Origin of the sequence: Lysobacter sp. KIS68-7, assembly GCF_021284745.1 — a bacterium.
Classification (GTDB): Bacteria; Pseudomonadota; Gammaproteobacteria; order Xanthomonadales; family Xanthomonadaceae; genus Noviluteimonas.
This window is the reverse complement of the sequence record NZ_CP089925.1, coordinates 1,579,792-1,604,008: the sequence shown is the minus strand read 5'-3', so window position 1 is coordinate 1,604,008 and position 24,217 is coordinate 1,579,792. Positions and strand designations below refer to the sequence as shown.

General features: G+C 66.6%; 20 protein-coding genes and 5 tRNA genes. 3 read left to right on the top strand and 22 right to left on the bottom strand.

The window, feature by feature from the left end:
• Positions 1–11: 11 nt before the first annotated feature.
• From rpsL to LVB87_RS07545, 22 genes are all read right to left on the bottom strand, one after another.
• A complete protein-coding gene (gene rpsL, locus LVB87_RS07650) occupies positions 12–386 on the bottom strand; it encodes a 30S ribosomal protein S12 (protein ID WP_230525945.1) in 375 nt (124 codons plus the stop codon).
• Between the two features lie 255 nt (positions 387–641).
• Positions 642–4,877 carry a DNA-directed RNA polymerase subunit beta' gene (gene rpoC, locus LVB87_RS07645; protein WP_232900347.1) on the bottom strand — a complete coding sequence of 1,412 codons (4,236 nt, stop codon included), beginning with the start codon at positions 4,875–4,877 and terminating at the stop codon, positions 642–644.
• Between the two features lie 27 nt (positions 4,878–4,904).
• A complete protein-coding gene (gene rpoB / locus LVB87_RS07640) occupies positions 4,905–9,077 on the bottom strand; it encodes a DNA-directed RNA polymerase subunit beta (protein ID WP_232900345.1) in 4,173 nt (1,390 codons plus the stop codon).
• A gap of 227 nt (positions 9,078–9,304) precedes the next feature.
• Positions 9,305–9,679: a 50S ribosomal protein L7/L12 gene (rplL, locus tag LVB87_RS07635; RefSeq protein WP_232900344.1), complete on the bottom strand. Its 375-nt coding sequence runs from the start codon at positions 9,677–9,679 to the stop codon at positions 9,305–9,307.
• 39 nt (positions 9,680–9,718) lie between these two features.
• Positions 9,719–10,249, bottom strand: a complete 531-nt coding sequence (gene rplJ, locus LVB87_RS07630) for a 50S ribosomal protein L10 (protein WP_232900342.1) — start codon at positions 10,247–10,249, stop codon at positions 9,719–9,721.
• A 327-nt stretch (positions 10,250–10,576) separates the two neighbouring features.
• Entirely contained in the window at positions 10,577–11,275 is a 699-nt protein-coding gene (gene rplA / locus LVB87_RS07625) for a 50S ribosomal protein L1 (protein ID WP_232900341.1), read from the bottom strand.
• Positions 11,276–11,278: 3 nt separating this feature from the next.
• Positions 11,279–11,707 (bottom strand): 50S ribosomal protein L11, encoded by a 429-nt coding sequence (gene rplK / locus LVB87_RS07620; RefSeq protein ID WP_036167791.1) that lies wholly within the window; start codon positions 11,705–11,707, stop codon positions 11,279–11,281.
• 80 nt (positions 11,708–11,787) lie between these two features.
• Positions 11,788–12,360: a transcription termination/antitermination protein NusG gene (nusG, locus tag LVB87_RS07615; protein ID WP_232900339.1), complete on the bottom strand. Its 573-nt coding sequence runs from the start codon at positions 12,358–12,360 to the stop codon at positions 11,788–11,790.
• A 12-nt stretch (positions 12,361–12,372) separates the two neighbouring features.
• Positions 12,373–12,750 carry a preprotein translocase subunit SecE gene (gene secE, locus LVB87_RS07610; RefSeq protein WP_232900338.1) on the bottom strand — a complete coding sequence of 126 codons (378 nt, stop codon included), beginning with the start codon at positions 12,748–12,750 and terminating at the stop codon, positions 12,373–12,375.
• Between the two features lie 36 nt (positions 12,751–12,786).
• Positions 12,787–12,862 (bottom strand) — tRNA-Trp (locus LVB87_RS07605).
• 93 nt (positions 12,863–12,955) lie between these two features.
• Positions 12,956–14,146 (bottom strand): elongation factor Tu, encoded by a 1,191-nt coding sequence (gene tuf, locus LVB87_RS07600; protein ID WP_232900336.1) that lies wholly within the window; start codon positions 14,144–14,146, stop codon positions 12,956–12,958.
• Between the two features lie 55 nt (positions 14,147–14,201).
• Positions 14,202–14,277: transfer RNA gene (locus tag LVB87_RS07595), tRNA-Thr, on the bottom strand.
• 35 nt (positions 14,278–14,312) lie between these two features.
• Positions 14,313–14,386: transfer RNA gene (locus LVB87_RS07590), tRNA-Gly, on the bottom strand.
• A 75-nt stretch (positions 14,387–14,461) separates the two neighbouring features.
• Positions 14,462–14,547: transfer RNA gene (locus tag LVB87_RS07585), tRNA-Tyr, on the bottom strand.
• A 58-nt stretch (positions 14,548–14,605) separates the two neighbouring features.
• Positions 14,606–15,697, bottom strand: a complete 1,092-nt coding sequence (gene ychF / locus LVB87_RS07580) for a redox-regulated ATPase YchF (protein ID WP_232900334.1) — start codon at positions 15,695–15,697, stop codon at positions 14,606–14,608.
• Between the two features lie 16 nt (positions 15,698–15,713).
• Positions 15,714–16,301: an aminoacyl-tRNA hydrolase gene (pth, locus tag LVB87_RS07575; RefSeq protein ID WP_232900512.1), complete on the bottom strand. Its 588-nt coding sequence runs from the start codon at positions 16,299–16,301 to the stop codon at positions 15,714–15,716.
• A 51-nt stretch (positions 16,302–16,352) separates the two neighbouring features.
• Positions 16,353–17,018: a 50S ribosomal protein L25/general stress protein Ctc gene (locus LVB87_RS07570; RefSeq protein WP_232900333.1), complete on the bottom strand. Its 666-nt coding sequence runs from the start codon at positions 17,016–17,018 to the stop codon at positions 16,353–16,355.
• 60 nt (positions 17,019–17,078) lie between these two features.
• Positions 17,079–18,038, bottom strand: a complete 960-nt coding sequence (locus LVB87_RS07565; protein ID WP_232900331.1) for a ribose-phosphate diphosphokinase — start codon at positions 18,036–18,038, stop codon at positions 17,079–17,081.
• A gap of 51 nt (positions 18,039–18,089) precedes the next feature.
• Positions 18,090–18,167, bottom strand: a tRNA-Gln gene (locus tag LVB87_RS07560).
• A complete protein-coding gene (gene ispE, locus LVB87_RS07555) occupies positions 18,145–19,023 on the bottom strand; it encodes a 4-(cytidine 5'-diphospho)-2-C-methyl-D-erythritol kinase (protein ID WP_232900329.1) in 879 nt (292 codons plus the stop codon). The genes LVB87_RS07560 and ispE overlap by 23 nt, the downstream gene beginning before the upstream one ends.
• Positions 19,020–19,631, bottom strand: coding sequence for a lipoprotein insertase outer membrane protein LolB (gene lolB / locus LVB87_RS07550; protein WP_232900328.1), 612 nt, complete (start codon positions 19,629–19,631; stop codon positions 19,020–19,022). Before lolB ends, ispE begins: the two co-directional genes overlap by 4 nt.
• On the bottom strand, positions 19,628–21,322 hold the full coding sequence (locus tag LVB87_RS07545) for a tetratricopeptide repeat protein (protein WP_232900511.1): 1,695 nt from the start codon (positions 21,320–21,322) through the stop codon (positions 19,628–19,630). Before LVB87_RS07545 ends, lolB begins: the two co-directional genes overlap by 4 nt.
• Before the next feature lie 68 nt (positions 21,323–21,390).
• On the opposite strand from LVB87_RS07545, the gene hemA reads away from it, so the two are divergent.
• Genes hemA through LVB87_RS07530 form a run of 3 tightly spaced genes read left to right on the top strand, consistent with a single transcriptional unit; the run spans position 21,391 to position 24,204 of the window.
• Complete coding sequence (hemA, locus tag LVB87_RS07540; protein WP_232900327.1) at positions 21,391–22,674, top strand: glutamyl-tRNA reductase; 1,284 nt, start codon at positions 21,391–21,393, stop codon at positions 22,672–22,674.
• On the top strand, positions 22,671–23,756 hold the full coding sequence (gene prfA, locus LVB87_RS07535) for a peptide chain release factor 1 (RefSeq protein WP_232900325.1): 1,086 nt from the start codon (positions 22,671–22,673) through the stop codon (positions 23,754–23,756). The genes hemA and prfA overlap by 4 nt, the downstream gene beginning before the upstream one ends.
• 4 nt (positions 23,757–23,760) lie before the next feature.
• A complete protein-coding gene (locus LVB87_RS07530) occupies positions 23,761–24,204 on the top strand; it encodes a GNAT family N-acetyltransferase (RefSeq protein WP_232900324.1) in 444 nt (147 codons plus the stop codon).
• Positions 24,205–24,217 lie beyond the last annotated feature (13 nt).

Genomic DNA, 24,217 nt, shown 5'->3' with positions numbered 1-24,217 from the left:
TAACCCCTAGATCAGGACTTCGGGCGCTTGGCGCCGTACTTGGAACGACCCTGGCGACGCTTGCTGACGCCGGCGGCGTCGAGCGAACCGCGCACGGTGTGGTAACGCACGCCCGGAAGATCCTTGACGCGGCCGCCGCGGATGAGCACGACCGAGTGCTCCTGCAGGTTGTGGCCTTCGCCGCCGATGTACGAGATGACCTCGTAGCCATTGGTCAAACGGACCTTCGCGACCTTGCGAAGCGCCGAGTTCGGCTTCTTCGGGGTGGTCGTGTAGACGCGGGTGCAGACGCCGCGGCGCTGCGGGCAGTTCGCCAGCGCGGGCGAAGTGCTCTTGTAGGTTTCCGGGCTGCGCGCCTTACGCACCAGCTGGTTGATCGTTGCCATTTGGGGCTCTTTTGAAGGGACCGAAGTCCTTGCGTGAAAACGAAGCAGGCCGCATTCCCGGCCTGCATAGACGGAAAAGTATAGCCAGCGCGGACGGTTACCGTCAACGCAGGCCATGGTGTGGAAAGCATGGGCGTCGCCAAGCCTGGCGTCGCCCTGCCCCATTGTTCCCGCCCATCCTGGGCCGAAGACGAGGCGCTCCCTGCGCCTCATTTCGTGGTCTGGGACGGCCCTGGAGGCCGTCGCTTGAACGGTTTAGCTGGCGCTGGACTCCTCGCCTGCTTCGGAAGCGGCCGATTCCGGCTCCTGGGCAACGACCTCCGCCACCACCGAACCCGACAGCGCTTCCAGCTCCGACTCGGTGAGGCCCGAGGCGGTGCGGCGGCGCGCGGAGTGGTAGGCAAGGCCGGTACCCGCCGGGATCAGGCGGCCGACGATCACGTTTTCCTTGAGGCCGCGCAGGCTGTCGCGCGTACCGCGCACGGCCGCCTCGGTCAGCACGCGGGTGGTCTCCTGGAAGGAAGCCGCGGAGATGAAGGACTCGGTCGCCAGCGACGCCTTGGTGATGCCGAGCAGCACCGGGTCGTACTTGGCGAGGATCTCGCCCTTCGCCGCGGCTGCCGCGTTCGCTTCGACCATGCGCTGGCGCTCGACCTGCTCACCGTGCAGGAACTTGGTGTCGCCTGCATCCAGCACTTCGACCTTGCGCAGCATCTGGCGAACGATCACCTCGATGTGCTTGTCGTTGATCTTCACGCCCTGGAGGCGATAGACGTCCTGGATTTCCTTGGTGAGGTAGACCGCCAGCGGCTCGACGCCGAGCAGACGCAGGATGTCCTGCGGGCTCGGTTCGCCGTCCACGACCGTCTCGCCCTTCTCCACGTGTTCGCCTTCGAACACGATGATCTGGCGGTACTTCGGGATCAGCTCTTCGTGCTCGCTGCCGTCGACCTGCTTGATGATCAGGCGCTGCTTGCCCTTGGTGTCCTTGCCGAAGCTGACGATGCCCGAGACTTCGGCGAGGATCGCCGGGTCCTTCGGCTTGCGCGCTTCGAACAGGTCGGCCACGCGCGGCAGACCACCGGTGATGTCGCGGGTCTTCGACGCTTCCTGCGGGATCTTGGCGACCACGTCGCCCACGCCAACCGCGGCACCGTCCTGCAGGTTCACGATCGAGCGCGGCGGCAGCAGGTACTGCGCCGGCAGGTCGGTCCCCGGGATGGTCAGGTCCTTGCCGTTCTTGTCGACGATGCGGACGATCGGACGCAGGTCCTTGCCCTGCGAACCGCGACGCTTCGGATCGGTGATCTCGCGCGAGGCAAGGCCGGTCAGTTCGTCGGTCTTCTCGATGACGGTGACGCCGTCGATGAAGTCGATGAAGCGCATGAAGCCCGCCACTTCCGACACGATCGGGTGGTTGTGCGGATCCCAGTTCGCCACGGTCTGGCCGGCCTTGATGGCCGCGCCGTCCTTGACGTGGATGGTGGCGCCGTACGGCAGCTTGTAGCGCTCGCGCTCGCGGCCGTGGCCGTCGAGCACCGACAGTTCACCCGAGCGCGAGACCGCGACGAGGTGGCCCGCGGCGTGGTCGACGTGCTTGAGGTTGTTGAACTTGACCGTACCGGTCGTCTTGACCGTCACGTTGTCGATCGCCGCCGCACGCGACGCCGCACCACCGATGTGGAACGTACGCATGGTCAGCTGCGTGCCGGGCTCGCCGATCGACTGCGCGGCGACGACGCCGACCGCTTCGCCGTGGTTGACCAGGTGGCCGCGGCCGAGGTCGCGACCGTAGCAGTGCGAGCACACGCCGAACGAGCTGGTGCAGGTGATCGTCGAGCGGACCTTGATGGCCTGCACGCCGGCGTCTTCCAGGCTCTGCACCCACTGCTCGTCGAGCAGCGTGTTGCGCGTGACGAACGGATCTTCGTCGTTGCCCGGCAGGAACACGTCTTCGGCCACGATGCGGCCCAGCACGCGGTCGCGCAGCGGTTCGACGACATCGCCGCCTTCGACGATCGGCGTCATGGTGAGGCCGTCGAACGTGCCGCAGTCGGTTTCGGTGATCACCACGTCCTGCGCGACGTCGACGAGTCGACGCGTCAGGTAACCGGAGTTCGCCGTCTTCAGCGCCGTATCCGCGAGACCCTTACGGGCACCGTGGGTGGAGATGAAGTACTGGAGGACGTTCAGGCCTTCGCGGAAGTTCGCGGTGATCGGCGTCTCGATGATCGAGCCGTCCGGCTTGGCCATCAGGCCGCGCATGCCGGCCAGCTGGCGGATCTGCGCCTGCGAACCACGCGCGCCGGAGTCGGCCATGATGTAGATCGAGTTCATCGACTTCTGCGGAACCGTCTCGCCCTTGGCGTTGACGACCGTGTCGGTGCCGATGGCGTCCATCATCGCCTTGGCGACGCGTTCATTGGTGCGCGACCAGATGTCGACGACCTTGTTGTAGCGCTCGCCCGAGGTGACCAGGCCCGACTGGTACTGCTGCTGGATTTCCAGCACTTCGGTCTCGGCCTCGTCGAGGATGCCCTTCTTCTCGCCCGGGATGATCATGTCGTCGATGCCGATCGACACGCCGGCGCGCGTGGCGTACGCGAAGCCGGTGTACATCAGCTTGTCGGCGAACACGACCGTGTCCTTCAGGCCGAGCATGCGGTAGCACGAGTTGATCAGGCGCGAGATGTTCTTCTTGGTCAGCTCGACGTTGGCCAGCGCGTACGGCAGGCCTTCCGGCAGGATTTCCTGCAGGAGCGAGCGGCCGACGGTGGTGTCGATGATCGAGGTCTGCTTCGAACGCGAACCGTCTTCGTCGATGACCGTCTGCGTGATGCGCACCTTGACCTTGGCGTGCAGCTCGACGGCGCGGTTGTCGTAGGCGCGCTTGACCTCGGCGACGTTCGCGAACGCCATGCCTTCGCCCTTCTTGTTCTCAAGGGCGCGGGTCATGTAGTACAGGCCGAGCACGACGTCCTGCGACGGCACGATGATCGGCTCGCCGTTCGCCGGCGACAGGATGTTGTTCGACGCCATCATCAGCGCGCGCGCTTCCAGCTGCGCTTCCAGCGACAGCGGGACGTGCACGGCCATCTGGTCACCGTCGAAGTCCGCGTTGAACGCGGTACACACGAGCGGATGCAGCTGGATCGCCTTGCCTTCGATCAGCACCGGCTCGAAGGCCTGGATGCCGAGGCGGTGCAGCGTCGGGGCGCGGTTGAGCAGCACCGGGTGCTCGCGGATGACTTCCTCGAGGATGTCCCAGACTTCCGCTTCTTCACGCTCGACGAGCTTCTTCGCGGCCTTGATCGTCGTGGCCAGGCCACGGCGCTGCAGCTTCGCGAAGATGAAGGGCTTGAACAGTTCCAGCGCCATCTTCTTCGGCAGGCCGCACTCGTGCAGGCGCAGCGTCGGGCCGACCACGATGACCGAACGGCCCGAGTAGTCGACGCGCTTGCCGAGCAGGTTCTGGCGGAAGCGACCCTGCTTGCCCTTGATCATGTCGGCGAGCGACTTGAGCGGGCGCTTGTTGGTGCCGGTGATGGCACGGCCGCGACGGCCGTTGTCCATCAGCGCGTCCACCGACTCCTGCAGCATGCGCTTCTCGTTGCGCACGATGATGTCCGGCGCATTGAGCTCGAGCAGGCGCTTGAGGCGGTTGTTGCGGTTGATGACGCGGCGGTACAGGTCGTTGAGGTCGGAGGTCGCGAAGCGGCCGCCGTCCAGCGGAACCAGCGGACGCAGGTCCGGCGGCAGCACCGGCAGCACGGTCATGACCATCCACTCCGGGCGGTTGCCGGAGTCGAGGAACGCCTCGATCAGCTTGATGCGCTTGGTGAGGCGCTTGAGCTTGGTCTCGGAGTTGGTGGCGGCGATCTCTTCCTTCAGGCGGAGCATCTCCGACTGCAGGTCGATCGTGCGCAGCAGTTCATAGACCGCCTCGGCGCCCATCGCGGCGTCGAAGTCGTCGCCGTGTTCCTGGCGCGCCTGCATGAACTGTTCTTCGGTCAGCAGGTTGCCGCGCTCGAGCGGGGTCAGGCCCGGCTCGGTGACGACGTAGGCTTCGAAGTACAGGATGCGTTCGATGTCGCGCAGCGTCATGTCGAGCATCAGGCCGATGCGCGACGGGAGCGACTTCAGGAACCAGATGTGCGCGACCGGCGAGGCGAGGTCGATGTGGCCCATGCGCTCGCGGCGCACCTTGGCCAGCGTCACTTCCGTGCCGCACTTCTCGCAGACCACGCCGCGGTGCTTCATGCGCTTGTACTTGCCGCACAGGCACTCGTAGTCCTTGATCGGACCGAAGATCGCGGCGCAGAACAGGCCGTCGCGTTCCGGCTTGAACGTGCGGTAGTTGATGGTCTCCGGCTTCTTCACTTCGCCGTAGGACCACGAGCGGATGAGGTCCGGCGACGCCAACGCGATCTTGATCGCGTCGAAGTCGAGGGTCGGCCGCTGCTGGTTGAACAGATTGAGCAAGTCTTTCATGGGTGTCTCCTGGTCGGCGGCGGCGGCTTAGTGCTCTTCGAGTTCCATGTTGATGGCGAGCGAGCGGATTTCCTTCACCAACACGTTGAAGGACTCCGGCATGCCCGCGACCATCTCGTGTTCGCCGTCGACGATGTTCTTGTACATCTGGTTGCGGCCCTGCACGTCGTCGGACTTCACCGTCAGCATTTCCTGCAGGGTGTAGGCCGCGCCGTAGGCTTCCAGCGCCCAGACTTCCATTTCGCCGAAGCGCTGGCCGCCGAACTGCGCCTTGCCGCCCAGCGGCTGCTGGGTGACGAGCGAGTACGGACCGGTCGAACGCGCGTGCATCTTGTCGTCGACCAGGTGGTTGAGCTTCAGCATGTGCATGTAACCCACGGTGACCGGGCGTTCGAACGCTTCGCCGGTGCGACCGTCGTGCAGCACGGTCTGCCCGCTCAGCGGGAGCTCGGCGAGTTCGAGCATCTTCTTGATCTCGAATTCGGCCGCGCCGTCGAACACCGGGGTCGCCATCGGCACGCCGTCGGTCAGGTTGCGGGCCAGGCGCAGCAGTTCCTCATCGGTGAACTGCGTCAGGTCCACGCGCTGGCCGACCATCGCGTTGTCGTGGTTGTAGATCTGGTCGAGGAACTTGCGCAGTTCCGCGACCGCCGCCTGCGCCTTGAGCATGCGGTCGATCTTCTGGCCCAGGCCCTTCGCGGCCCAGCCAAGGTGCGTCTCGAGGATCTGGCCGATGTTCATACGGCTCGGCACGCCCAGCGGGTTCAGCACGATGTCGACGGACGAACCGTCGGCCATGTACGGCATGTCTTCGACCGGCACGATGGTCGACACGACACCCTTGTTGCCGTGGCGGCCGGCCATCTTGTCGCCCGGCTGGATGCGGCGCTTCACGGCGAGGAACACCTTCACCATCTTGAGCACGCCCGGGGCGAGGTCGTCGCCCTGCGTGATCTTGCCGCGCTTGTCGGCGAAGCGGTGTTCGAATTCCTTCTCGTGCGCGTCGATCTGCTTCTGCGCGCGTTCGATGGCGTCGTTGGCGTCGTCGTCCTTCATGCGCAACTGGAACCACTCGGCCTTCTTCAGGCCGTCGAGGTACTCGTTGGTGATCGCATCGCCCTTCTTGAGGTTGTTCGCGCCGCCGTTGGCGACCTTGCCGAGCAGCTGCGTGCGCAGGCGGGCATAGATCGCACCTTCGAGGATGCGGAACTGGTCGTCGAAGTCCTTCTTGACGCGACGGATTTCCGACTCTTCGATCTGGCGGGCGCGCTTGTCCTTCTCGATGCCGTCGCGGGTGAAGACCTGCACGTCGATGACGGTGCCGTCCATGCCCGGCGGAACGCGGAGCGAGCTGTCCTTAACATCGGAGGCCTTCTCGCCGAAGATCGCGCGGAGGAGCTTCTCTTCCGGCGTCAGCTGCGATTCGCCCTTCGGCGTGACCTTGCCGACCATGATGTCGCCGGCGCGGACTTCGGCGCCGATGTACACCACGCCCGATTCGTCGAGGCGGTTGAGCGCCTGCTCCGAAACGTTCGGGATGTCGGCGGAGATTTCCTCCGGACCCAGCTTGGTGTCGCGCGCGACGCAGGTCAGCTCTTCGATGTGGATCGTGGTGTAGCGATCCTCTTCCACCACGCGCTCGGAGAGCAGGATGGAGTCTTCGAAGTTGTAGCCGTTCCACGGCATGAACGCGACCAGCATGTTCTGGCCGAGCGCGAGCTCGCCGATGTCGGTCGAGGGACCGTCGGCCAGCACGTCGCCGCGGGCCACGCGGTCGCCCACGTTCACCAGCGGGGTCTGGTTGATGCAGGTGTTCTGGTTGGAGCGCGTGTACTTGATCAGGGTGTAGATGTCGACGCCGGCGTCGGTGCCGCCGCCGATTTCGGCTTCATTGACCTTGACCACGATGCGGCCGGCGTCGATCTGTTCGATCACGCCACCGCGGCGCGCGTTCACCGTCACGCCCGAGTCGCGCGCCACGGCGCGCTCGATGCCGGTGCCCACCAGCGGCTTCTGCGACTTCAGCGTCGGGACGGCCTGGCGCTGCATGTTCGCGCCCATCAGCGCGCGGTTCGCGTCGTCGTGCTCGAGGAACGGCACGAGCGCGGCCGCGACCGACACGGTCTGCATCGGCGAGACGTCCATGAAGTGGATCTCGCTCGGCGGCTTCAGCAGCGACTCGCCCTGGTAGCGGCACGCCACGAACTGCGAGGTGATCGTGCCCTTCTCGTCCTGCGGCGCGTTGGCCTGGGCGATGACGTACTCGTTCTCCTCGATCGCCGAGAGGAACTCGACGTCGTCGGTGACCTTGCCGTTGACGACCTTGCGGTACGGCGTCTCGAGGAAGCCGTAGCGGTTGGTGCGCGCGAACACGGCGAGCGAGTTGATCAGGCCGATGTTCGGGCCTTCCGGCGTCTCGATGGTGCAGACGCGGCCGTAGTGCGTGGGATGCACGTCGCGGACTTCGAAGCCCGCGCGCTCGCGCGTCAGGCCGCCCGGACCGAGGGCCGACACGCGACGCTTGTGCGTGACTTCCGACAGCGGGTTGTTCTGGTCCATGAACTGCGACAGCTGCGAGGAGCCGAAGAACTCCTTGATCGCGGCGGCCACCGGCTTGGCGTTGATCAGTTCCTGCGGCGTCAGGCCTTCGGACTCGGCCATCGACAGGCGTTCCTTGACCGCGCGCTCGACGCGGACCAGGCCCACGCGGAACACGTTCTCGGCCATTTCACCGACCGAACGCACGCGACGATTGCCCAGGTGGTCGATGTCATCCACCACGCCACGGCCGTTGCGGATCTCGGTCAGCACGCGGATGACGTCGAGGATGTCCGACGTGTCGCCCTGCGCGGCGACCAGGCGCTGCGCTTCCTCGTCCTTGCCGTTCTTGTAGTCGCCGAAGTACTTGCGGTCGTAGAGGACGGACGGACCCGTCACTTCCTTGCGGCCGATGCGGCGGTTGAACTTCATGCGGCCGACGCCGGAGACGTCGTAGCGCTCGAAGGTGAAGAACAGGTTGTGGAACAGGTTTTCGGCGGCGTCCTTGGTGGGCGGTTCGCCCGGACGCATCATGCGGTAGATCTCGACCAGCGCTTCGAGCTTGGTGCGCGTGGAGTCGATGCGCAGCGTGTTCGACAGGTACGGACCACGATCCAGGTCGTTCACCCAGATGGTGCCGACCGATTCGATGCCCGTCTTGCGGAACTTCGCCAGCTGGTCGTCGTTGATCTCGTCGTTCGCGACGGCGAGCAGTTCGCCCGTCTTCGGATCGACGACGTCGTGCGCGAGGATGCGGCCCACGAGGTAGGCATCCGGCACGGCCAGCGCGGCGACACCCGCCTGTTCGAGCTGCTTGACGTGGCGGGCGGTGATGCGCTTGCCGGCTTCGACGATGACGCGGTCGCCGTCGGCCAGGTCGAAGTCGAGCGTTTCGCCGCGCAGGCGCTCCGGCACGAGCTCCAGCTGCACGCCTTCGGGTTCGATGTGGAAGGTGTTGATCTCGAAGAACGCGCGGAGCATTTCTTCGTTGTTGTAGCCGAGCGCGCGCAGCAGCACCGAGACCGGCAGCTTGCGGCGGCGGTCGATGCGGGTGAACAGCGCGTCCTTGGGGTCGAACTCGAAGTCGAGCCACGAGCCGCGGTAAGGAATGATGCGCGCGGAGTACAGCAGCTTGCCCGAGCTGTGCGTCTTGCCACGGTCGTGGTCGAAGAACACGCCCGGCGAACGGTGCAGCTGCGAGACGATGACGCGCTCGGTGCCGTTGACGATGAAGGTGCCGTTGTCGGTCATGAGCGGGATCTCGCCCATGTAGACCTCCTGCTCCTTCACGTACTTGATGGCCTTGGTCGACGACTCGCGGTCGTAGATGACCAGGCGCACGGTCACGCGCAGCGGCGCGCCGTAGGACAGGCCACGGTTGCGGCATTCGCGCTCGTCGAACGCGGGGTCGCCGAGGCGGTAACCGACGTATTCGAGCGCAGCGTTGCCGCTGTAGCTGGTGATCGGGAAGACGGACTTGAGGGCGGCGTGCAGGCCCTTGTCGTCGCGCTTGGAGGGTTCTGCGTGTTCCTGCAGGAACTCGCGGTAGGAGTCGACCTGGATGGCCAGGAGGAAGGGCACTTCGAGGATCGAACGGCGCTTGCCGAAGTCCTTGCGGATGCGCTTCTTCTCGGTGAACGAATAATTCGTCGCAGTGGTCATGATGATGCTGTCGCCTCGCTGCTGTCCGGCCACGCGCGGTGGCCGAGGGGAACGTCAAATTGCCAGTTGGGAGTCGCTGGTATTGCCGGCACCAGCACGCCTTCTCCCGCTACTTCCAACTGCCAACTCGGTGAATGTGTTGCGGCTTGCTCAGGAACGGCCAAAGGCCGGGGACTTTCGTCCCCAGCCTTGGGTGGTCGCCAATGTCACCGGCGACGCAATTGCGATTACTTGACTTCGACGGCAGCGCCAGCGGCCTCGAGTTCCTTCTTGAACTTCGCGGCGTCGTCCTTCGACACGGCTTCCTTGACGGTCTGCGGGGCGCCTTCGACGAGGTCCTTCGCTTCCTTCAGGCCCAGGCCGGTGATCGCGCGGACGGCCTTGATCACTTCGACCTTCTTCTCGCCGGCGGCCTTCAGGACGACGGTGAATTCGGTCTGCTCTTCGACCGGGGCGGCGGCGGCGGCCGGGCCGGCAGCGGCCATGACCGGGGCAGCGGCGGAAACGCCGAACTTGTCTTCGATGGCCTTGACCAGCTCCATCACTTCCATCAGCGACTTCGCGGCGATGGCGTCAACGATCTGCTCGTTGGAAAGGGACATGGTGATTACCTCTGGATAATTGAATGGGTGACGTAGGGATCAGGCCGAAGCTTCGGCCTGCGCCTCCGCGGGGGCATCGCCACCGCCCTGCTTGTCGGCCACGGCCTTGACGGCACGGGCGAACATCGCAGCGGGCTCGGCGAGCACGCGGGCGAGCATGGCAAGCGCCTGCTCACGGGTCGGCAGCGAAGCCAGGACCTCGACGTGCGCGGCGGGAAGCAACTTGCCTTCCACCGACACGACCTTGGCCTTGAGCTTGTCGTTGCCCTTGGCGAACTCCTTGATGAGGCGACCGGCAGCGCCGGGTTCCTCGGTCGAGAACGCATACAGCAGCGGACCGGTCAGGGCGTCCTTGACGACCTCGAACTCGGTGCCGACGACGGCGCGCGACGCAAGCGTGTTCTTGACAACCTTCAAGTACACGCCGGTTTCGCGGGCCTTCTTGCGCATCGCGGTCATCTGCGAGACCGTGATGCCTGCGTATTCGGCTGCGACCAGGGAGTGAGCCTTCGAGGCCACGTCTGCCAGCTCGGCGACAACTTCCTGCTTCTGGGACAGATTGAGAGCCATTGCACTCCTCCTAATGAACTCCGCGCCCGGCTCCTGCCGTTTGCGGTCCTGAGCGACGCCTTCCGTTGGCGTCGGGGACGCTCGCGCGTCCCGGTGGTGGCCCTTCCCTAAAACATCCAGAGGGGGCGGCACCATCTACGCAGGCCGGCGCTTGCGCGCTGGATTAAGCGATCCCGCCTTTGCGAACACGACTCCATGCCGTACCGAGCTTCCTGCCCGTATTCGCATTGCGCAGACCGCACCTGCGGTCTTTGACGGCGTCGCGCCTCGCGGCGCGATGCCCTCAAACGGTGTTGCCGCATCCGCTTTCGGCGGATGCGTCTTGCATTACTTCAGCGAGAGCGACGCCTGGTCGACGATCACGCCCGGGCCCATGGTCGAGCTCAGCGAGATCTTCTGCAGGTACATGCCCTTCGCCGTCGACGGCTTGGCCTTGATCAGGTCGAGCAGCAGCGCGTGCAGGTTGCCCTTGAGCGCTTCGGCTTCGAAGCTGGCCTTGCCGATGGTGCAGTGGATGATGCCGGCCTTGTCGGTGCGGTAACGCACCTGGCCCGCCTTCGCGTTCTTCACGGCTTCGGCCGGGTTCGGCGAAACGGTGCCGACCTTCGGGTTCGGCATCAGGCCGCGCGGACCGAGCACCTGGCCGAGCTTGCCGACCACGCGCATCGCATCCGGCGTCGCGATGACGACGTCGTAGTTCAGGTCGCCGTTCTGCATCGCTTCGGCGAGGTCGTCCATGCCGACGGCCTCGGCGCCTGCGGCGCGGGCTTCTTCGGCCTTGGCGCCGGCGGGGGCGAACACCGCCACGCGCACCGACTTGCCGGTACCGGCCGGCAACACGGTGGAACCGCGCACCTGCTGGTCGGACTTCTTCGCATCCACGCCGAGGCGCACGGCGACGTCAACGGCTTCGTTGAACTTCGCCTTGCTGTTGGTCTGGACGATCTTCAGTGCTTCGTCGATCGCGTAGGCCTTGCCCGCTTCGACCGCGGTCTTGATCGTCTTCTGTCGCTTGGTCATCGCCATTGCTTAGCCCTCCACCACGAGACCCATGGAACGGGCCGAGCCCGCAATCGTGCGCACCGCCGCTTCCAGGTCGGCTGCGGTCAGGTCGGGTTCCTTCGCCTTCGCGATTTCCTCGACCTGCTTGCGGGTGACCTTGCCCACCTTCTCGGTGTTCGGGCGCTTGGAACCGGACTGGATGCCCGCGGCCTTCTTCAGCAGGATCGACGCCGGCGGCGTCTTCGTGATGAAGGTGAAGGTGCGGTCCGAGTACGCGGTGATGACCACCGGAATCGGGAGACCCGGTTCCAGCTTCTGCGTGGCGGCATTGAACGCCTTGCAGAATTCCATGATGTTCAGGCCGCGCTGGCCGAGGGCGGGACCCACGGGCGGCGACGGATTGGCCTGGCCGGCCTTGACCTGCAACTTGATGTAACCAACGACTTTCTTTGCCATTGCTTTGCTCCTGCGAGTGCGGACGCCTGTTCGGCTCCTCGCTTATTGGCCGGAACGAACCACTCGTTCCGATCCTTGGGTCAGGCCTTCTCGACCTGCCCGAATTCCAGTTCCACCGGGGTGGAACGACCGAAGATCAGCACTGCGACGCGCAGGCGGCTCTTCTCGTAATTCACTTCTTCCACGACGCCGTTGAAGTCGTTGAACGGGCCGTCGGTGACGCGCACCATTTCGCCGGCTTCGAACAACACCTTCGGCTTCGGCTTCTCCACGCCTTCCTGCACGCGGTCGAGGATGGCCGCAGCCTCTTCGTCGCGGATCGGCAGCGGACGGTCGGCGGTGCCGCCGATGAAGCCCATGACCTTCGGCGTTTCCTTCACCAGGTGCCAGCTTTCGCTGTCCATGCGCGGGATGCCGCCTTCGTCGTGCGTGGCGATCTGCACCAGCACGTAGCCGGGGAAGAACTTGCGCTCGGAACGGCGCTTCTGGCCGGAGCGCATCTCGATGACTTCTTCCGTCGGCACGAGCACGTCGCCGAAGCGATCCTGCATGCCCGTGCGCGCGATGCGGTCACGCAACGCCTGCGCCACCGACTTCTCGAAGCCGGAGTAGGCGTGGACCACGTACCAGCGCTTGTCGACGTTTTCTTCCACGAATCTGTTACCTCAGGTGCCCAGCAGGAACTTGACGCCCAGCTGGATGAAAAAATCGAACGCGGCGAGGATCAGGCTGATCACGGTGACGGCGATGATGATCATCATCGTCGCGCGGCCCGCTTCCTGGCGGGTCGGCCACACGACCTTGCGCAACTCGAATCGCGATTCGGAGAGGAACTCGCGCGTCTGCACGCCCTTCAGGCTCGTGAGGAACACGCCGGCGCCCGCGAGCAGGCCCCCGATGACGGCCAGCGAACGCATCCCGGACGGCCACTCGGAGAACCAGTAGAACGCGAACACGCCAGCCGCCACCAGCAGCAAGGCCAGCGCGTACTTGACGATGTCGCCCGACGAGGCGGCCCTGGGTTGTTCGACCTTGCTGTTCATCCGTTCCGTCCGACGCACGGTGATGCACGTCCGAAGTGGCACGCCAGGAGGGACTCGAACCCCCAACCTGCGGTTTTGGAGACCGCTGCTCTGCCAATTGAGCTACTGGCGTACGTGAGTTCCGAAAAAGGCAACGGCGGCTTGCGCCGCCACGCCTTTCCAACTCGTTCCGGAACGCGGCTTTGACCGCGTCCCGGGACGTTTGTTACTTGAGGATCTTCGCCACGACGCCGGCGCCGACCGTACGGCCGCCTTCGCGGATCGCGAAGCGCAGGCCATCGTCCATCGCCACCGGGTTGATCAGCTCGACCACCATCTTGATGTTGTCGCCCGGCATGACCATTTCCACGCCTTCCGGCAGGGTCACGGCGCCCGTGATGTCGGTCGTGCGGAAGTAGAACTGCGGGCGGTAGCCCTTGAAGAACGGCGTGTGGCGGCCGCCTTCGTCCTTCGACAGCACGTACACCTCGGCTTCGAACGTCGTGTGCGGCGTGATCGAACCCGGCTTGGCCAGCACTTGGCCACGCTCCACGTCGTCACGCTTGGTGCCGCGCAGCAGCAGGCCCGCGTTGTCGCCCGCCTGGCCCTGGTCCAGCAGCTTGCGGAACATTTCAACGCCCGTGACCGTCGTCTTCTGCGTCGGACGGATGCCGACGATTTCGATTTCGTCACCAACCTTGATGATGCCGCGCTCGATGCGGCCGGTCACCACGGTGCCGCGGCCCGAGATCGAGAACACGTCTTCCACCGGCATCAGGAACGGCTTGTCGATCGCGCGCTCCGGCTGCGGGATGAACGTGTCCAGCGCGTCCACCAGCTTCAGGATCGACGGCACGCCGATTTCCGACTGGTCGCCTTCCAGCGCCAGGCGCGCCGAACCCTTGATGATCGGGGTGTCGTCGCCCGGGAATTCGTACTTGGTCAGCAGCTCGCGCACTTCCATCTCGACCAGCTCGAGCAGTTCGGCGTCGTCCACCATGTCGGCCTTGTTCAGGAACACGACGATGTACGGCACGCCCACCTGGCGCGACAGCAGGATGTGTTCGCGCGTCTGCGGCATCGGGCCGTCCGCGGCCGAGCACACCAGGATCGCGCCGTCCATCTGCGCCGCACCCGTGATCATGTTCTTCACGTAGTCGGCGTGGCCCGGGCAGTCCACGTGCGCGTAGTGGCGCGTGGCCGATTCGTATTCCACGTGCGCCGTCGAGATCGTGATGCCGCGCGCCTTCTCTTCCGGCGCCGCGTCGATCGCGTCGTATGCCTTGAATTCGCCGCCGAAACGTTCCGCGCCCACCTTCGTCAGCGCCGCCGTCAGCGTCGTCTTGCCGTGGTCAACGTGACCGATCGTGCCCACGTTCACGTGGGGCTTGGTGCGCTCGAACTTACCCTTGGCCATGGCTCTTCTCGATGGGTTGCAGTGGTGTGCGTTGTCGGTGGTGCGTGTTGCGATGTGGTGCTCACGACTGGAATCGAACCAGCGACCTCCTCCTTACCAAGGAGGTGCTCTACCGACTGAGCTACGTGAGCAAGTTGTTCCAGCGGGTCCTGCGTCGCGGCGTCAATGGAGCGGGAGACGGGAATCGAACCCGCACCATCAGCTTGGAAGGCTGAGGTTCTACCATTGAACTACTCCCGCGCCGGTCGACTTGCGCCGACTTGAACCTGCTTGGGTCTTGCACCGCCGGTTGGTGACGCCGACGGTTTGAAGCACTGGTGGAGGGAGGTGGATTCGAACCACCGAAGGCGTAAGCCAGCAGATTTACAGTCTGCCCCCGTTGGCCGCTTGGGTATCCCTCCAAAAGAGCCCGAAATTCTGGCGTGGCTCGGCGGGGAAGTCAACGTTTCGTTGCGACCCTCAGACGTTGAACCGGAAGTGGAGGACGTCGCCTTCCTGCACGCGGTACTCCTTGCCCTCCAGCCGCAAGCGGCCGGCATCGCGGGCGCCGGATTCGCCGCGATATTTGATGTAGTCGTCGTAGCCGATGGTTTCGGCGCGGATGAAGCCCTTTTCGAAATCCGTGTGGATCACGGCGGCGGCCTGCGGTGCGGTCGAACCGGCGCGGACGGTCCAGGCCCTCACTTCCTTCACGCCCGCGGTGAAGTAGGTCTGCAGCCCCAGGAGCTTGTAGGCGGCCCGGATCACGCGGTTCAGGCCCGGCTCGTCCAGGCCCAGGTCGTGCAGGAAGGTGTCGCGGTCGGCGTCGTCGAGCTGGCTCAGTTCCTCCTCGATGGCGGCCGAGACCGGCACCACTTCGGCGCCCTCGCCCGCCGCCCGGGCCCGGACGGCGTCCAGGTGCGGGTTGTTCTCGAAGCCGTCCTCCAGGACGTTGGCGACGTACATCACCGGCTTCAGGGTCAGCAGGAACAGGTCGCGGACCTGCGCCCTGTCCTCGTCCGACAGGCCCAGCGCGCGGGCCGGCTTGCCGGAATCCAGGCCGGCGCGCAGGCGCCCGAGCACCTCGGCGCGCGCCTTGGCGTCCTTGTCGCCGGTCTTCGCCGAGCGCTCGGCGCGGTTCAGGGCCTTTTCGACCGAATCCAGGTCCGCCAGCGCCAGCTCGGTGTCGATGGTCTCGATATCGGAGATCGGGTCGACCTTGCCGGTCACGTGGACGATGTCGCCGTGCTCGAAGCAGCGCACGACGTGCGTGATCGCATCGACTTCGCGGATGTGGGCCAGGAACTTGTTGCCCAGGCCCTCGCCGCTGGCCGCGCCGGCCACCAGGCCCGCGATATCGACGAATTCCACCGCAGTCGGGATCACCTTCTGCGGTTTGACGATGTCCGACAGCGCGTTGAGGCGCGGATCCGGCACCGGCACGATGCCTACGTTGGGCTCGATCGTGCAGAAGGGGAAATTGGCCGCGGCGATGCCCGCCTTGGTCAGCGCGTTGAACAGGGTCGACTTGCCGACGTTCGGCAGGCCGACGATCCCGCATTTGATGCCCATGGTGTCTCCTGGCCGGTCAGCGCGCAGCCGGACCGGTGTTGAGGCGCTTGGTCGCCTCGTTGATGTCGCCCGCGACCGCCAGCGGCAGGACCGCCAGGGCGTCGTCGATCGAGCGGAGAATGGCGGCCTCGTCGTCGCGGCCGGGCTTGCCCAGCACCCACGGCGTGACCTTGTCCTTGTGGCCCGGATGGCCGATGCCGATCCGCAGCCGGTGGAACTTGCCATGGCCCAGCAGGCGCATGGTGTCGCGCAAACCGTTCTGGCCCCCGTGGCCGCCATCGAACTTGAGGCGGGCGGTGCCCGGCGGGAGGTCGAGCTCGTCGTGCGCCAGCAGCGCCTCTTCCGGCTCGATCTTCCAGTAGCGCATCGCGGCGGTGACCGACTTGCCGCTGAGGTTCATGAAGGTCGCAGGCTTGAGCAGCCAGACCGGCTGCCCGCCGATGTCGACCTTGGCCGTCTCGCCGAACAACTTGGATTCCAGCCCGAAGCGGCCGCCCAAACGGTCCGCAAGGGCGTCAACAAACCAGAACCCGGCGTTGTGCCGGGTCCGGGCGTGTTCGGGACCGGGGTTGCCCAGTCCGACGATGAGTCGCAAGCCAGCCATGCGGACGCGCCGCGCCGCGCCGGCCACGCAGGCCGGCGCGAACGCAGGGGCTTACTTCTTCTCTTCGTCCTTCTTGGCGACCTTCGCCGCCGGCACTTCGGCCGCGGCCGGGGCTTCGGTCGGTTCCTCGACCTCTTCCCTGCCGTGCTTGGCGATGACGATCGCGACGTCGTGTTCCTTGCCGAGCTTCAGCTCGGGGATCTCGACGCCCGCCGGGAGCTTGATCTCCGACAGGTGGACGATGTCGCCGACCTTGAGGTCGGACAGATCGATTTCGATGAACTCCGGCAGGTTCTTCGGCAAGCAGCTCACTTCGACTTCGTTGAGCTCGTGCGTGACGACGACGTCCGCCGACTTGCCGGCCGGCGACTTCTCTTCGTTGAGGAAGTGCAGCGGCACGGCGACGCGGATCGCCTGGTTTTCATCAACGCGCTGGAAGTCCAGGTGCATGATGATCTGCTTGTACGGATGGCGCTGCATGTCACGCAGCAGCACCTTCTGCACCTTGCCGTCGAGGTCGAGGTCGAGGATCGACGAGTAGAACCACTCGTTCTGGCTGGCGAGCCAGGTCTTCTCGTGCTCGAGCTGGATGCTCTGCGGAGCGGCGGTGCCGCCGTAGAGGATGGCCGGGATCTGCGCCTTGAGACGGAGGCGGCGGCTCGCACCCTTGCCTTCGTCCTTGCGGCCAGTGGCCGAGATCTTGTGTTCGGTTGCCATGGTTATTTACTCACTCACGTTGTTGTAACCGCCCACCCGCGACCAGGTGGACGAAGGATGTCAGTCCACGTAAAGCGAACTGACGGATTCACCGAAGGCGATGCGTCGGATGGTTTCCGCGAGCAGCTCGGCGACGCTGAGCTGGCGGATCCGGCCGCAGGCCTTGGCAGCTGCGCTGAGCGGGATGGTGTCGGTCACCACCAGCTCGTCGAGCTGCGATTTGGTCAAATTGTCGATCGCCGCGCCCGAGAGCACGGGATGCGTGCAGTACGCGACCACCTTGGTCGCGCCCTGCGCTTTCAGCGCCGCGGCCGCCGCGCACAGCGTGCCCGCGGTGTCCACGATGTCGTCGACGAGCACGCAGGTCTTGCCGCTCACGTCGCCGATGATGTTCATCACCGTGGCCACGTTCGCGCGCGGACGGCGCTTGTCGATGATCGCCAGGTCCGCGTCGTCGAGGCGCTTGGCGATCGCTCGCGCACGCACCACGCCGCCGACGTCCGGCGACACCACGATCAGGTTGTCCGTGCCGTGCGCGCGCCAGATATCGGCGAGCAGCAGCGGCGAGGCGTACACGTTGTCGACCGGGAGGTCGAAGAAACCCTGGATCTGGTCGGCGTGCAGGTCGACGGTGAGCACGCGGTCGGTGCCGACCGCGCTGAACATCTTCGCCGCGACCTTCGCCGTGATCGGCACGCGCGCCGAACGCGGGCGACGATCCTGGCGCGCGTAACCGAAGTACGGCACCACCGCGGTGACGCTGGAGACCGATGCGCGCTTGAGCGCGTCGATCAGCACCAGCAGCTCCACGAGGTTTTCCGCACTGGGCGCGCACGTCGGCTGCATGACGAACACTTCCTGCCGGCGGACGTTCTCTTCGATTTCCACCTGCACTTCACCGTCGGAGAAACGGCTCACCAGGGCCTTGCCCGGGCGGATACCGAGTTCCTTGCACACCGCCTCTGCGAGGGGGCGGTTGGCGTTGCCGGTGAACACCAGCAGGTTACGTTCGTCTTGCATCTGCATTGCTCCGCTGCGCTCTGACCGTTGCGGTGACCACGTCCTGCCGGTTGGCAGGGGCGGTAGGATTCGAACCTACGAAATGCCGGGATCAAAACCCGGTGCCTTAGGCCTCTTGGCGACGCCCCTGTCGATCGAGCGCCGTGCGCAAGGGAGAAACGGACGCGCCTTCGGCCAGCCAGGCCCGGAGATGCGGCGCTCCCGAATGCACGCGGAGCAAGGCCGCCTCGGCGGATCCGCGGTCTGCGAATTCGACGAAACAACCGCTGCCCGTACCCGTCAATCGCGGCGTGCCGACCTGCGCCAACACCGCGAAGGCAGCCTCGACGGCCGGTTCGCGATGACGCAGCACCGGCTCGAACGCATTGCCGAGCCCTGCTCCCGAAACGAAGTCGTGCATTGTCGCGGGAGGAGAATCGCGCGTCAATTCAGGGGTTTGGAACAAAGCGGCGGTTGGCACGTGGACGCCGGGGTCGGCGAGCAGGTACCACGCCGGCGGAAGCGCGATCGGTGTGAGGATCTCGCCCACGCCTTCGGCCCAGGCGTTGTCGCCGTGCACGAAGACCGGCACGTCGGCGCCCAGGCCGAGGCCGATGTCGGCGAGGCGATCGGGGCCGAGGGACGTGCCCCAGAGCTGGTCGAGCGCAACCAGGACGGTGGCCGCATCGGAGGAACCGCCGCCGAAACCGCCGCCGGACGGAATGCGCTTTTCGACGGCGATGTCGGCGCCAACGCGCGTGTTCGTCGTCGCTTGCAGGATTTTACCCGCGCGGACCATGAGGTCGTCGGCTTCCGGAACGCCCGGCGCTGACGGGCCGATCCGCCGGATCTGCCCGTCTTCACGCAGGCGCAGGCGGACGCTGTCGCCCCAGTCGAGCAGGCGGAACACCGACTGCAGGGCGTGGTAGCCGTCCGGCCGCCGGCCGGTGATGTGGAGGAACAGGTTGAGCTTGGCCGGGGCCGGCCACTCGCTCCAGCCGTTCATTGGGCGCCGCCGGACCACTGGTCCACGACCAGCCGGACGCGGGCCTCGCCCTGGCGTGCCTCGATGCGACCGGGCAATTCAATGCCGTCGACGGCATGCCAGTCGGCGTAATCGACGACCCAACCGGCCTCGTTGAGGCGCTGCAGGCGACCATCGGCGGCGTACTCCAGGGTCGCGCCCGGCGAGGCGCGCCCGCGCACCCAGCGCACCAGGGCATCCACCGGAATGCGCCAGCGCGTCGCTTCGAAAACAAGCGCTTCCGCATCGGGGCCCGTGCGCGTTCCGCCTGCCATGCCTTCCAGGCGCGCTTCCCCATCGCCACCGACGACGCGCCAACTCTGTCGCGTCACCGGCGCACTGAGCGACACATCGAAGTGCGCGCCGGATTGCGTCCACTCCAGCCGCCCGCTGCCGCCGTCCTTGCCGTTGGCGAGCGCCACGCGTCCGGTGAGCGTCCAATCCGGTTGCGTGGCGAGCATCGACTCGCGCTGCGCCTGGTGCGCCTGCGGCGAACCTTCGATCGGCGCCAGCGCTTCATGCACGGGACGCGAGGCGCACGCCGACAACGCGATGGCCAGCACCGCGACCCAAGCGTTCGCGATCTTCATGCGCCCGTCTTCTCCAGCGCGCGCTTGAGCGAGCGGTTGTCGGGATCGAGCTTGCGCGCTTCGTCGAAATAGCGCCGCGCTTCGTCCTTCTGCCCAAGCACCCACAGCACTTCGCCGATGTGCGATGCGATTTCCGGATCCTTCTGCAGCGCATACGCGCGGCGCAGTTCCACCAGCGCTTCGGCGTTGCGGCCCAGGCGATAGAGCACCCAACCGTAGCTGTCGATGATCGCTGCGCTGCCCGGCTCGGCGGCGCGCGCGCGATCGATGAGCGCAAGGGCTTCGGCGTAGCGCGTGGTGCGGTCGGCGAGCGTGTAGCCCAACGCGTTCAGCGCAGTCACGTTGTCGGGTTCGGCGACGAGGATGCGGCGGAAATCGGCTTCCGCGCGCGGGATGTCGTCGCGACGCTCCCAGGTCAGGGCGCGTGCGTACAGCAGCGCCGGATCGTCGGGATACGCCGCCAGGCCGCGCGCGAAGGCGTCGAGTTCGTCGACGGGTTGCGAATCCTTCTGGCGCAGTTCCGCTTCGAGCAGGTACGCATCGCGGCGCGTGTCTTCATCCACCGTCGCATCGGACTGCAGCTTGCGCAGCGAATCGTAGGCCTCGTCCTTGCGGCCGAGCGAATGCAGCACGTTGGTTTCGCGCAGGCGCGCGACGTAACGCGCTTCGCCGCCGGGCACGCCGCGGTACCAGGCCAGTGCTTCTTCGTGGCGTTCGAGCAGTTCGGCCACCTGGCCGAGCAGCAGCCGGCGCTCGGGGTTCGGCTTCGTCGAATCCTTCTTCAGCTCGTCGTACAACTGCCCCAGCGCGACCTTGTCGTCGGCGCGCGCCAGCAGGGCCGCGCGCAACGCGAAGCTGCGATCGTCCTGCGGCCCGCGCGCCAGCACGGACGCGGCCGAGGCCGAATCGCCCATCGCGTCGTACTCCGCCGCGATCGACATGCGCATGTCTTCGTCGGCGTACGCGCTGGCGGCGATGCCGGCCAGCACCTTGCGGGCATCTTCGTTCTTGCCCGATTCGCGCAGCTGGCTCGCACGCAGCAGGGCCACGCGCGGCTCCTGGGGGAAGCGATGGACGATCTCGTCGATGATGCGGTCGGCCAGCTGTGGCTGCTCCAGCCGCTGCGCAAGGCCGCCGAAGGCGAGCCACGGCTGCAGCCGGTCGGGGATCGCGCGGTCGTCGACCAGTTCGCCGAGCAGGCGGGCGGCCAGCGCCGGATCCTTGCCGCCGCTGCCCAGCGCGGCGAGCGCGTGGCGCCAGCCGATGTCGCCCCGGTCGGAGAGCAGGACGCCCAGCTCGCGACGGGCCAGCCGCGCGTCGTTGCGGCGCAGGGCCAGCGTGGCCTCGGCCGCGTGCATCGCCAGGGAATCCGGGGTGCGGGCGCGCCACAGCTTCAGGCCCTCGGCGGCGCGGGCGTCATCGTTGGCGAGCAGCGCGATTCGGGTCGCGCGCTCGGCCAGGCCCGGGTCGTCGGTGGATTTCGCGGCTTCCAGGTACCACCGGGCGGCGTTCTGCAGATCGCCCGCCTGCAGCGCGAATTCGCCGGCCATCGTGCCTTCCAGGGCCGGGGTTTCCGGGACCGGGGTCTTGCGCGCGGCCTCCGCGCCCGGGCCGAAGAGCGCCAGGGCGACGAACGTGAGGGTGGTGATCCATGGGAGGGAACGCTGCATTCGGGGGTCCGTGTGGGGTATCCGGAAAGACAGACCGCTAGAATGTGCGGACTGTTCCGCGAGCTTATCGCACGCGCCCGAACGACCCCATGAGCCTCATCGTCCTCGGCATCAACCACCAGACCGCACCGGTCGGCCTCCGCGAGCGCGTTGCGTTCGGCGCCGATGCGATGCCGCGCGCGCTCGCCGAGCTGCGCGCGATGCCCTCCGTGCGCGAGGTGGCGCTGCTCTCGACCTGCAACCGCACCGAGCTGTACGCGCTCGCCGACGACACCGGCGACGCGCTGGCCGACTGGCTCGCCAGCCACCCGGATTCCGGCGACCTGCACGCCTACCTGTATCGCCACAGCGACGCGGACGCGGTGCGCCACCTGTTCCGCGTCGCCGCCGGCCTCGACTCGCTCGTGCTCGGCGAACCGCAGATCCTCGGCCAGGTGAAGGAAGCCTGGGCCGTCGCCCGCAGCGCGGGCACGCTCGGCCAACACCTGGACCGACTGTTCCAGCACGCCTTCACCACCGCCAAGCGCGCGCGCACCGACACGCGCATCGGCGCGAATCCGGTGTCGGTCGCCTCCGCGGCGGTCCGCCTTGCCCAGGAATCCTTCGCACGACTGGAGGATTCGACAGTGCTGCTGATCGGCGCCGGCGAAACCATCGAGCTCGCCGCGCGACATCTGGTCGAAGGCAAGGCGAAGCGGCTGCTGGTCGCCAACCGCACGCTCGCGCATGCGCAGGACCTCGCCACGCGCCATGGCGGCGTGGCCTTGCCGCTGACCGAACTGGACCGCCACCTGGCCGAGGCCGACATCGTGGTGTCCGCCACGGCGAGTCGCGATCCCATCGTCCGCCGCACGCAAGTGGCTGAAGCGCTGTCCAAGCGCAAGCACCGCCCGATGCTGTTGCTCGACCTCGCCGTGCCGCGCGACATCGCCGCCGACGTGGCCACGCTGCCCGACGTCTTCCTCTACACCGTCGACGACCTCGAGCGCGCGATCGAAGACAACCGCCGCTCCCGCCGCGAAGCCGCGCGCGAAGCCGAAGCGATCATCGACCTGCAGACCGCGCGCTACGTCGAAGCGGTGCAGGCCAGCACGCGCCACGAACCGCTCAAGCGCCTGCGCGCGCATGGCCTCCACTCGCGCAAGGTCGCGCTGGAAAAAGCCCGCGCGCAGCTCGCCGCCGGCCGCGACCCGCACGAAGTCCTCGATCTGCTCGCACACACGCTGGTCAATCGCCTGTTGCACGCTCCCACCGTGGCCCTGCGCGAAGCCGCGCTCACCGGCGACGGCGACCTGGCGCGCGCGACCGACAAGCTCTTCCCGCCGCTGCCCGAGGGCGATGCCGCCTCGAACGACGACGACGCCGACGCATGATCCCCAGCCTGCGTCGCAAACTCGAAGCGCTGCTGGAGCGACGCGAGGAAGTCGAGCGCCTGTTGTCCGACCCGGGCGTGATCGGCGACGCCGAACGCTTCCGCGACCTCTCGCGTGAATTCTCGCAACTCGAACCCGTCGCCAATGCGCTGAACGCAGAAGCGCAGGCGCGCCGCGACCTCGCCGCCGCCGAAGCGATGCGCGGCGATGCGGAACTGCGCGAACTCGCCGACGAGGAAATCGCCGCCGCCACCGCGCGCCTGGCCGAACTCGAAGGCGAACTGCTCGCGCAACTCGTCCCGCGCGACGCGCGCGACGAAGGCAATCTCTATCTCGAAGTACGCGCCGGCACCGGCGGCGACGAAGCCGCGATCTTCGCCGGCGACTTGTATCGCATGTACGCGCGTTACGCGGAACGGCAGGGCTGGCGCGTGGAAGTGGAATCTGCGAACCCGGGCGAGCACGGCGGCTACCGCGAAATCGTTGCGCGCGTGGAAGGCCGCGGCGCCTATTCGAAGCTCAAGTTCGAATCCGGCACGCACCGCGTGCAGCGCGTGCCGGAAACCGAATCGCAGGGCCGCATCCACACCTCCGCCGCCACCGTCGCGATCATCGCGGAGGAAGCGCCGGGCGTGCCGATCGAAGTGAATCCGGCGGACCTGAAGGTCGACACCTTCCGTTCCTCCGGCGCCGGCGGCCAGCACGTCAACAAGACCGAATCGGCGATCCGCATCACGCACGTGCCCAGCGGCATCGTGGTCGAGTCGCAGACCGAACGCTCGCAGCACGCGAACCGCGACAAAGCGATGAAACGCCTGAAGGCGATGCTGGTGGAAGCCGACATTGCACGCCGCGAAGCTGCGCAGGCGCAGGACCGCAAGTTGCAGGTCGGCAGCGGCGACCGCAGCCAGCGCATTCGCACGTACAACTTCCCGCAGGGCCGCATCACGGACCATCGCGTCGACGGGCTCACGCTGTACGACCTGCCCAACGTGCTGGAAGGCGCGCTGGATGCGCTCGTCGAACGCCTGCAGCGCGAGCACCAGGCGGACGAACTGGCAAGACTCACAGGCAACGGATAAACCCATGACCGAGATCCGCCGCGCGACCCTGGACGACCTCGATCTCATCGCGCCGCTGTTCGACGGTTATCGGCGCTACTACCAACAGCCGTCCGACCTCCCGCGTGCGCAGGCCTTCCTCCGCGAACGCCTGGAGCGCAAGGAATCCACGATCCTGCTCGCGATGCGCGACGGCCAGGCCGCGGGCTTCACGCAGCTGTACCCGATGTTCTCTTCGGTACGCACGGCGCGGCTGTGGGTCCTCAACGACCTGTTCGTCGCCGAACACGCGCGCCGCTTCGGCGTGGGGCACGCGCTGCTCGATGCCGCGGCCGCGTTCGCACGCGAACAGGGCGCCGCGGGCCTGATGCTCGAAACCATGCGCGACAACGCCCCGGCCCGCGCGCTCTACCGCGCGGCGGGCTGGCACGAAGACGACACGCAGTGGTACTCCCTGTCATTCACCTGAGCTAGGCTGCGCG